This is a genomic window from Nonomuraea sp. NPDC049400 (assembly GCF_044466425.1).
In the GTDB taxonomy this organism is placed as follows: Bacteria; Actinomycetota; Actinomycetes; order Streptosporangiales; family Streptosporangiaceae; genus Nonomuraea.
On the sequence record NZ_JBITMP010000115.1, the window covers coordinates 1 to 9712 of the forward strand.

At 69.7% G+C, this 9712-nt stretch carries 10 protein-coding genes and 1 pseudogene; 7 read left to right on the forward strand and 4 right to left on the reverse strand.

Translation table 11 applies throughout. The features are described 5' to 3' along the window. Positions 1-245: 245 nt before the first annotated feature. Together rraA and ACIBVN_RS59845 are read left to right on the forward strand one after the other, a co-directional pair. Positions 246-713 carry a ribonuclease E activity regulator RraA gene (gene rraA, locus ACIBVN_RS59840; RefSeq protein ID WP_397151689.1) on the forward strand — a complete coding sequence of 156 codons (468 nt, stop codon included), beginning with the start codon at positions 246-248 and terminating at the stop codon, positions 711-713. Between the two features lie 61 nt (positions 714-774). Beyond that, positions 775-1551, forward strand: coding sequence for an SDR family oxidoreductase (locus ACIBVN_RS59845; protein WP_397151691.1), 777 nt, complete (start codon positions 775-777; stop codon positions 1549-1551). A gap of 28 nt (positions 1552-1579) precedes the next feature. Here ACIBVN_RS59845 and ACIBVN_RS59850 read toward each other — a convergent pair whose 3' ends face one another. Both ACIBVN_RS59850 and ACIBVN_RS59855 read right to left on the reverse strand, forming a co-directional pair. Further along, positions 1580-2068, reverse strand: a complete 489-nt coding sequence (locus ACIBVN_RS59850; protein ID WP_397151693.1) for an NUDIX domain-containing protein — start codon at positions 2066-2068, stop codon at positions 1580-1582. Continuing rightward, a complete protein-coding gene (locus ACIBVN_RS59855) occupies positions 2065-2196 on the reverse strand; it encodes a hypothetical protein (RefSeq protein ID WP_397151695.1) in 132 nt (43 codons plus the stop codon). The genes ACIBVN_RS59850 and ACIBVN_RS59855 overlap by 4 nt, the downstream gene beginning before the upstream one ends. Before the next feature lie 42 nt (positions 2197-2238). On the opposite strand from ACIBVN_RS59855, the gene ACIBVN_RS59860 reads away from it, so the two are divergent. Next, positions 2239-3159 (forward strand): DMT family transporter, encoded by a 921-nt coding sequence (locus tag ACIBVN_RS59860; RefSeq protein ID WP_397151697.1) that lies wholly within the window; start codon positions 2239-2241, stop codon positions 3157-3159. A 110-nt stretch (positions 3160-3269) separates the two neighbouring features. After that, a complete protein-coding gene (locus ACIBVN_RS59865; protein WP_397151699.1) occupies positions 3270-5984 on the forward strand; it encodes a SpoIIE family protein phosphatase in 2715 nt (904 codons plus the stop codon). Between the two features lie 22 nt (positions 5985-6006). On the opposite strand, the gene ACIBVN_RS59870 is transcribed toward ACIBVN_RS59865, so the two are convergent. Continuing rightward, on the reverse strand, positions 6007-6375 hold the full coding sequence (locus tag ACIBVN_RS59870) for a winged helix-turn-helix transcriptional regulator (protein WP_397151701.1): 369 nt from the start codon (positions 6373-6375) through the stop codon (positions 6007-6009). An 86-nt stretch (positions 6376-6461) separates the two neighbouring features. Between ACIBVN_RS59870 and ACIBVN_RS59875 the strand changes: the two genes are divergently transcribed. Then, on the forward strand, positions 6462-7229 hold the full coding sequence (locus tag ACIBVN_RS59875) for an alpha/beta fold hydrolase (protein WP_397151703.1): 768 nt from the start codon (positions 6462-6464) through the stop codon (positions 7227-7229). Positions 7230-7277: 48 nt separating this feature from the next. Then, entirely contained in the window at positions 7278-7664 is a 387-nt protein-coding gene (locus tag ACIBVN_RS59880; RefSeq protein ID WP_397151705.1) for a hypothetical protein, read from the forward strand. Positions 7665-7732: 68 nt separating this feature from the next. Here the strand turns inward: ACIBVN_RS59880 and tnpA are convergent, their stop codons facing one another. Next, the gene (tnpA, locus tag ACIBVN_RS59885) at positions 7733-8149 is read right to left on the reverse strand and encodes an IS200/IS605 family transposase (protein WP_397151707.1); all 417 of its coding nucleotides are present in this window, start codon (positions 8147-8149) and stop codon (positions 7733-7735) included. A 22-nt stretch (positions 8150-8171) separates the two neighbouring features. On the opposite strand from tnpA, the pseudogene ACIBVN_RS59890 reads away from it, so the two are divergent. Beyond that, positions 8172-9405: pseudogene (locus ACIBVN_RS59890) on the forward strand (RNA-guided endonuclease InsQ/TnpB family protein). Positions 9406-9712: the final 307 nt, after the last annotated feature.

A 9712-nucleotide genomic window follows, 5' to 3' on the forward strand; every position in this document is an offset into this window, starting at 1 on the left:
TACGTGGTCGCGGGCGACGCCGAATCGGCCGCCGCCGTCATGCGCGAGCACATCGACACCAGCCTCGGCGCCCAAGCCGCCTGGCGCCTGCGCAATCAGCACACCGGATCAGACTTCCCCGGACAGGGCGAGGGAGATGCCTGAGGCCTGGCAGCGGCATGGCTCGGCGTGCTGACCATGTCCTGGCTGGCCGAACCGGCGTCGCCGCCCGGTGACTTCCCGTAGATCCGTAGAAAGGTTCCACCATGACCGTTGTCACCGCAGACCTGTACGACGAGCGCGGCGACCAGCTCGACTCCTGCGACCTGCAACTCCGCCAGTACGGCGGCCGCCGCGCCTTCGCCGGCACCGTCGTCACCGTCCGCTGCTTCGAGGACAACGTCCTGCTCAAGTCCGTCCTGGACGAGCCCGGCGAGGGCCGCGTCCTGGTGGTGGACGGCGGCGGCTCGCTGCACACGGCGGTCATGGGCGACGCCATCGCCGGCATGGCGGTCGCGAACGGCTGGGCCGGTGTGGTCATCAACGGCGCGGTACGCGACGTCGCCGCCCTGCGCGAGCTGGATCTGGGCGTGAAGGCCCTCGGCTCCAACCCGCGCAAGAGCGGCAAGGAGGGCACCGGCGAGCGCGACGTCCCCGTCACCTTCGGCGGCGCCACCTTCCGCCCCGGCGCCGAGCTGTTCAGCGACGACGACGGCATCCTGGTGACGCGCTGAGCCACAGCCCGGTGCGCCACTTCCCGGTGCGCGTTGAGCAAACGCTTGGTAGAGTCAGGGCGTGCTGCTGGACGGCGAGGTCGCGGTCGTCACCGGCGCCGGTCCCGGGCTGGGGCGGACTCTGGCGCGGTTGCTGAGCGAGGAGGGCGCCAGGGTCGTCGTGGCCGCCCGCACCGCCGCCACCGTCGAGCAGACCGCCGCCGAGGTGCCGGGCGTGCTGGCCGTGCCTGCCGACGTGACGCGGGTGACGGACGTACGGCGGCTCGCCGACACCGTGATCGACCGGTTCGGCCGGGTGGACGTGCTGGTCAACGCCGCCTTCCCCGGATCGCACCGCAAGAACGTGCTCGACATGTCCACCGGCGATCTGGAGGCATGGCGCAGAGCCGTCGAGACAGGCGGCTACGGCACACTGCTGGCCTGCAGGTTCATCGCGCCGCACATGGTGGCCCAGCGCTCCGGCTCGATCGTCAACATCACCTCCATGTCGTCCCGCAAGGGCTACGCGGGGCGCAGCGACTACGCCGCGGGCAAGGCCGCCGCGCACCTCCTGTCGCACTGCCTCGCCGACGAGCTCGGGCCGTACGGAGTGCGGGTGAACTGCGTCGCGCCCGGTTGGATCGCCAGCGAGGTGCTCGACGAGTGGATGCGCACCCGAGCCGCGGCGGAGGGCGTGGCGTTCGAGGAGATCCTCGCCCGCGACGTCTCGGCGATGGCGCTGCGCCGCATCGCCACGGAGGAGGACGTGGCCCGCGCCGTCGTCTACCTCGCCTCCCGCCACGCCAAGGCCGTCACCGGCACCACCATCGACGTCAACGGCGGCCAGTTGTTCACGTGACCGGGACCCGGGCGTTTCGAGGCCGCCGTCAGACGGGCGACGCGTCGGCGGGAAGGTAGACCGTACGGCCGCTCTTGCGGGCACGGCGTGCGGCGGGGATCCGCGCCGCCGTGGTGCTCGGGAGCCTGCTTTCGGCCTCTTTCCAGCCGAGGAACTCGGCGGCGTCGAGCTCTTCGGCTTGGAGCCTGATCCGGCTGGGGTCGGGGATGACGCCGCCGTCGAAGAGGAAGTTCATCATGGCGCGAGGCCGCTCCCCCACCGGCGGTGCCCAGTCCACCACCAGCAGGTCTCCGACCTGGACAGCCAGTCCGAGTTCCTCGGCGATCTCCCGCTTGGCGCACTCGTGCGGAGGCTCTGCGGCTTCGACGATGCCACCGGGGATCCCCCAATGCGGGCGGTAGTTCGGCTTGACGAGCAGGACGCGGTCGTCGTCGTCAGTCAGCAGCACGCATGCCGAGGCATACGCCGCCGGCAGGGTCGCGTACCAGTCGGCTGGATCGAGGTACGGCTTACTCATATTGCTCGACATAGCAGTTCGCCTTCGCTGTCCGCGGCGGTGTCTTCAACATCGTGATACCCCAGCGGGCGGCGCGGCATGATCGACGCCGAGCCGGCGAACGCGCCGATGTGCGAGTACTCACTCATTCAAAATGGTTATTTGTCGGTACTGACCGCTACCCTCCATGAGTGCTCAAGCCTTGGTTGCCCGGTTTCCTGCTGCTCGCCGCCATCTGGGGAAACAGCTTCTTCTTCATCAAGGTCGCGGTGGAGGCCTTGCATCCGCTCCAGGTCTCGTTCGGCAGGATGGCCATCGGGGCGCTGGTGCTGCTGCTGGCCGTGCTGCTCGGCGGCAGGCGGCTGCCGCGCGATCCCCGTCTGTGGGGGCACTTCCAGCTCGCCTCGGTCGTGCTCACCACGCTGCCCTTCACCCTTTTCGCGTACGGCGAGCAGTACGTGTCCTCGGTGGTCGCCGCCATCTGGAACGCCACCACCCCGCTCTGCACGCTCGCCTTCACCCTGCTGCTGCGCACCGAGAAGGCGACCCCCGCCAGGGTGGCGGGCCTCGGCCTCGGCTTCGCGGGCGTCATGGTCGTGCTCGGGGTCTGGCAGCCCATGGCCGGCGGGCAGCTCGGCGGCAGCCTGGCCTGCTTCGGCGCCGCGGCCTGCTACGGGCTCGGCGGGGCCTACATGGGCCGCTTCATCACCGGGCGGCGCCCAGAACCACCGGTCGTGCTGGCCGCCGGGCAGCTGCTCAGCGGTACGATCCAGCTGGCCGTGATCACGCTGCTGGCCGGGGTGCCGCTGGTGGACCCGCACGCGCCGGCCTCGGTCTGGTGGAGCCTGGCCGGGCTCGGCGGACTCGGCACCGGGGTGGCGTACCTGCTGCTCTACTGGGTGCAGGTCCGCGCCGGGGTCACCACGACCTCGACGGTCACCTACCTGCTGCCGGTCTTCGCCGTGATCTCCGGGGTGGCGATCCTCGGGGAGAGCATCAGCTGGAACCAGCCGGTCGGCGCCCTCGTCATCCTCGCCGCCATCGCCCTCACCCAGCGCGCCGCCCGCCGCCCCGTCCCGGCTCTCCCTGAAGAGGCCGCCCAACGTACGTGACGGGAGGCCCGGCGGCCGTACCCCCGGCGGTTATACTCGGGAGATACCCCCATATATGCAGATTCTTCCCGGATCGATACCAGAGACACGGTGAAGGGAAGTACATGGGGATGGGCGAACAGCGTGCGCGAGGTCCGCAGATCGGGCCGGCGGGCCGGGTTTCCGAGGAGCGGAAACGACTGCTGGCGGAGGCCGGCGACGATCTGCAGGGCGTCGAGCTCCTGCGGTTCGCGATCCAGCAGGCGGTGGCCGAGCTTGGCGGGCTTGGCGGCATGGTGCATCTGCGCGGCCCCAGCCAGGGCGGCGGGCTGCGCCTGGTGGCGAGCAGCGGACTGCCCCCTGCTCGTGCCCAGGCGTGGGAGCGTGTTGACGGCAACGGCCCGCTCGCCCCGGCGCGCGCGTTCCGGGGTGCCGCGTCCGTACGGGTGTCCATGGCGAACGTGGTCGGCGGCATACCCCAGCAGCCTCCGAGCGGGCGGCCGGACGGCTCCGCGGCCGAGCCCTGGTCATGGCCGGTCGGCACGGCGATGGTGGCTGTCCCGTTGCTGTGCCCCGGCGGCCCGGTCGGGGCGCTGTCGGTCGTGACGGTCGCCTCGCATGAGCCGTCGCCCGGGCAACTGGCCTTCTTCGACGCGCTGGGCCGATGGGCAGGCGAGCGCCTGAGCGAGTCCTCCGCGACGCCGCCCGATTCGCGACTCGCGGGCCGGCGGGAGCAGCCCCCCGGCTCGCATCTGCCGCAGGAGCTGGGGACGGTCGGCACGTGGGACTGGGACATCCGGACCGGCGACGTCATCTGGAACGACGCGATGCTCGCCCTGTTCGGCGTCGATCCGGACACCTTCGACGGACGCGTCGAGACCTGGATGGGCATCGTCCACCCTGACGATCTGCCGTGGGTGCTGGCCGAGATGGATGAGGCGATCTGCGCGGGCAGGATGTACAGCAGCGAGTACCGGGTGTGCCGCCCGGACGGGACGTCCGCCTGGGTGCGGACCCGCGGCCGGCTGGTGGTCGACGACAACGGCGAACCGGCACGCATGATCGGCACGCTGTGGGACGTCACCAAGACCCATGACGACCTGGAGGCGCTCGCCGAGCCGGGGCCGGGAGCTGCCGAGCGCGCCGCCGCGGATCGCGCCGCCCGCATCAAGCAGTTGACCAGAGCGCTGGCCGAGGCGGCCACCGTGCGGGACGTCGTGGAAGCCTGCGCCGATCACGTCCTGCCGTCGTTCGGCGCCGCCGGGCTGATACTCGCCTTCCTGGAGGGCGACCACCTGCGGCCGGTCGGGTTCACCGGGTACTCGAAGGAGTTCGTCGAGCGGATAGCCCGGATACCGGCCTCCGGCGGGCTCCCGATCGCGGAGAGCCTGCGCGATCGCACCCCGATGTTCGTCAACTCGGCCGAGGAGTACATCGAGCGCTACCCCACGACAGCCGACCTGCCGGCGGCGGGCGGCAAGAAGGCGTGGGCCTTCCTCCCGCTGATCGCCTCGGGGCACCCGGTGGGCAGCTGTGTCGTCTCCTTCTCCGAGCCGCGCCGGTTCACCGGCGAGGAGCGCAACCTGCTCACCGCACTCAGCGGGCTGGTCGCCCAGGCCATGGAAAGGGCCCGCCTGTACGACAAGGAGCACACCCGCGCTCGGGAGCTGCAGCGCGGACTGCTCCCCCACGGGTTGCCCTGCCTGCCCGCCGTCACCGCCGCGGCCCGCTACCTGCCCGCCGGCAAGGACATGGAGGTGGGCGGCGACTGGTACGACGTCATCCCGCTGTCAGCGGACCGGGTCGCCATCGTCATCGGCGACGTCATGGGGCACGGCGTGACCGAGGCGGTCACCATGGCCCGCCTGCGCACCGCGGTCCGCACCCTGGCCGACCTGGAGCTCTCCCCCGACGAGCTGCTCTCCCACCTCAACGACCTGGTCAGCGACCTGGGCGACGACTTCTACGCCACCTGCCTGTACCTGGTCTACGACGCCACCAACCGCTCCTGCGCCCTGGCCCGCGCCGGCCATCCCCCGCCCGCCGTGGTCCGCCCCGACGGCACCGTCCACTTCCCCGAGGCCGACCCCAACTCACCCCTCGGCGCCGCCACCCCGCCCTTCGACACCGTGGACATGGAACTGCCCGAAGGCAGCCTGCTGGTGCTCTACACCGACGGACTGGTCGAATCGCCCACCTTCGACATCGACCAGGGCATGACCCAGCTCGCCAAGGCGCTCAACGGCGCGATCACCGGGTCTCCGCCCTGCCGGCATGCGCCGGACGCGGCCGAACCCCCATGCGCCGAGTGCCTCGAGTGCCTCTGCGACCGCCTCACCACCACGCTGCTGCCCGGGGAGGAGACCACCGACGACGCTGCCCTGCTGCTCGTGCGTACCCACGCGCTGCCGGGCGACGACATGGCCTGCTGGCCGCTGCCCGATCACCCCCGGGCCGCGGGCGAGGCCCGCGAGCACGTCCGCGCCCAGCTGCGCGCCTGGCACCTGGACGACCTGTCGATGACCACCGAACTGCTGGCCAGCGAACTGGTCGGCAACGTCGTCCGCCACGCCAGAGGCCCCATCCACCTGCGCCTCCTGCGCAGCAACGTGCTCACCTGCGAGGTCTCCGACGGCAGCCTCACCACGCCCCGCATCCGCCGCGCCGCCGACACCGACGAGGGCGGGCGCGGGCTCCAGCTGGTCGCCGCGCTCTCCCATCGCTGGGGCACCCGCTTCACCGCCAACGGCAAATGCATCTGGACCGAACAGCCTCTCAAGCCCGAATCGCCCGCCCTGCTCCCCGAGCAGAGCCCCCTGGACCTGTACGAGCTGCTGAGCGATTGAGGCCGCGCCGCCGTGTCCCGCGTCAGTTCCGGTTGTCGTACTCCTGGCGGGCCGAGAGCAGAGCAGGGACGGCGCGGCGGGCCCACTGCGCGAGTGCCTCCAGGGGCTCGCGGATCTCCTCGGCCAGCGGAGTGATCGCGTACTCCACGCTCGGCGGCGCGTCAGGGTGAACGGTCCGGGTGACCAGTCCGTTGCGTTCGAGGTTGCGGAGGTTGAGCGTCAGCATGCGGCGGCTGATGCCCTCGATCGCGCGCTCCAGCTGGGTGAACCTGCGCGGCCCTTCCCCCAGCTCGACCAAGATCTGGATGCACCACTTGTCCCCTATCAGCCTGAGCACCTCGGGGAGTGGGCATGCGACCTGGTCCGTTACCGCGGTGTTCCGTTGCGACAAGAAAGTGCCTCCTTCTCAGGTCATCGATCTTGCCGCAGGATAAAGGCCGTTACAAGTCGTAACGTTCCTGGACAGAGGGGTTTGTCGTGCCTTTCGCGCGCAGCAACGGATACAAGATCTTCTTCGAGGTCTCGGGGAGCGGCTCGCCTGTCGTGCTGCATCCGGGCATGTTCGAGGACGGCCGGCACTGGGCTCACCTCGGTTACACCGAAATTCTGGCCGCCTCCCACACGGTGATCGCCATCGACCCGCTCGGGCTGGGCGCGAGCGACGGGCCGCGCGAGCCGGCGGCGTACGCACTGGAACGCCGGGTCCAGTACGTCACCGCCGTACTGGACGAGTTGGGCCTCGGCCGGGCCGCCTTCTGGGGGTACTCGCTGGGGGCGATGACCGGCTACGCGATGGCCGCGCATGCCCCCGAGCGGCTGACCCGGCTGGTGGCCGGGGCCTTCGACCCGGACGGGTTCTGGTCGAAGGTGCCGGACGTGCTGGCCGCGCTCGGGCTGCCCGGCGACTTCGATGTGTACGAGATCGTCAAGCGGGGCGCGCTGAGCTCTCCGTACCAGGTCGCGGTGATCGAGCGCGGCGATCCGGCCGCCCACCGCGCCAACTACGAGATGTTCTCTCGCGAACCTGGCCTGGGCGGCAGGCTGGCCGCGTCCGGCGTGCCGGCGCTGATGTACGCGGGCACCGCCGACCCCTGGCACGATCCCATGCAGGACTACGCGCGGTCACAAGGCGTGGAGTTCTTCCCCGTCCCGGATGCCGACCACGGCGGGGCCCTGCAGCGGCCGGATGAAGTGCTGCCGCGCGTGCTTTCGTTTCTGTCGGCCGGCGACCAGCGGGGCGCCTGATCTTCGCCGGTCACCCTTGCGTGGCGAAACTCGGCGAGGGAACATTCTTTGGCCATACATTTCCATTCGCCGGCAATTTCCCGCAGCCCAAACGCGGACAAAATGCGACATCACCCCCAGACGCTGCGCCGAGGCGATACCGACGACATCCGTGAGCGGCTGCGGAGCGCCGAGCGGGGCCAGGAGGCGTACGTCTCCGCCGCCTACTGCCTGAGCAATCCGATACCGAGCGGAAACCGGTGGACGGATCGGGTCGACCTGAATCTGGAGGACGTTTCCTGGGCCGACGGGACGGCGAAATCGAGCAAGGGCAGCGAAAGAGGTCTCGCTTCTGAGGCCTATGCGTCGGACGGACGATTCGGTCTGGTGTGCCTGCCCGCATCGTTCTTCCGCTACCGAATCGTCGGCAGTGCTCCGGCCTTCAGGCGGGGGTGAAGCCGACCAGCCCGCGTAGCGGGGCATGAGCAGCCGATTCGCCGCCAGGCGGACCGGCGTCTGGTGGCTCAGGCTGGCCGGTTCTGCTGCTCGATGTACTGACGCAGGACATTGATCGGGGCTCCGCCCACCGACCCGGCGAAGTAGGAGCCAGACCAGAGCTTGTTGGCCCGGTAGTAGTGCGCCGTCAATTCGGGGAACTCCTGGCGCATGCGCCGGGAGGAGACGCCTTTGAGGCTGTTGACCAGCTTGGACAGAGCGACCTTGGGCGGGAAGTTCACCAGCAGGTGGACGTGGTCGTGTCCGCCGTTGAACTCGGCCATGTCGACCTCGAAGTCCGCGCAGACGTCTCTCATGATCTCCTCCAGGCGGGTCAGGTGGGTGCCGGTGAAGACCTTGTGCCGAAACTTGGTCACGAAAACCAAATGTGCATGCAGGACGAAAACGCAGTGTCTGCCAGTTCTGATATCGCTGTACTCGGCCATAAACCAACTGTAGGCAGATCGGGTGCAGTTGCGGTACTCCTACCGGGTCGACCCGACCCCCCGGCCAGCGGATCGCCCTGGCCCGCGCGTTCGGGTGCGCCCGCGTGGTGTTCAACGACGCGCTGCGCCTGCGCAACGATGCGCATGCAGGCGGGCTGCCGTTCGTCACCGACGCAGAGCTGTCCCGCCGGGTGATCACGCAGGCGAAGCGGACGCCGGAGCGGGCGTGGCTGGGCGAGGTCTCCGCCGTCGTCTTGCAGCAGGCCCTGGCGGACTGCACCGCCGCGTTCGGCAACTTCTTCGCATCCATCTCCGGCAAGCGGAAAGGGCCGAAGGTCGCCCCGCCCCGGTTCCGGTCCCGCAAAGACCACCGGCAGGCGATCAGATTTACCAGGAACGCCCGCTTCAAGGTCGCCGAGGGCGGGAAACTGGTCCTGCCGAAGATCGGTGAGATCGCGGTGCGCTGGTCACGCGAGCTGCCCGCCGACCCGTCCTCGGTCACAATCATCAAGGACGCGGCCGGGCGCTACTTCGCCTCCTTCGTCGTTCAGGTGCCCGGCAAGGCCCTGCCCGAGGCGGAGGCTGAGGCCGAGACCGGCATCGACCTGGGACTGGGGCATTTCGCGGTCCTGTCCGACGGGACGAAGATCGACTCGCCTCGGTTCCTGCGCCGGGCGGAGAAGAAACTCAAGCGCCTGCAGAAAGCGTTGTCCCGGAAGGAGAAGGGCTCGAATAACCGGGCCAAGGCTCGGCTGGAAGTCGCCCGGCAGCATGCCAAGATCGCTGATGCGCGCCGTGAGTACCATCACCAGGCCTCCACACAGATCATCCGCGACAACCAAGCGGTGTATGTGGAGGACCTGGCGGTCAAGGGACTGGCCCGCACCAAGCTGGCCAAGAGCGTGCACGATGCGGGCTGGTCGGCGTTCGTGGCCATGCTGGAGTACAAGGCGCGTTTGTATGGCAGGACCTTCGTCAAGGTCGGCCGGTTCTTCCCGTCCTCGAAACTGTGCTCGGTCTGTGGGGATCTCGCTGAGAGCATGCCGCTGAGCGTGCGGGAGTGGGCCTGCGATTGCGGGGCGGTCCATGACCGGGACCTCAACGCCGCGATCAACATTCTCGCCGCCGGACGGGCGGAGAGGCTAAACGCCTATGGAGGGCCGGTAAGACCATCGCTCGCGGTGGCACCGCCCTGCGAAGCAGGAAGCCCACGGCAAGGTCGAGATCATCGGCAATCCGGCGCGGGGCTGGTATGACGACGAATACGACCTCGGCCGCTTCCACGGCCACGGTCTCTTCCTCCGCGGGATGATGTCCCACGCCATGGCCCATGCGGATCCGGCGTTCTTCACGCCGAGACGCACATAGGACTCCCGCCAGGACGAGCGGCGAGTCCGCCGCTCGTCCTGGCTCACCGGGTCAGACCTCGTCGATGCTGATCGTCCCCTCGTTGGGCCGCCGCGACAGGTCGATGCCGAGCTCCTCCGCGGCGCGGAAGACGTCCTCGTCGGTGTCGCGCATCTCGATGGACATGCCGTCGCTGGAGAGCACCTCGACATTCAG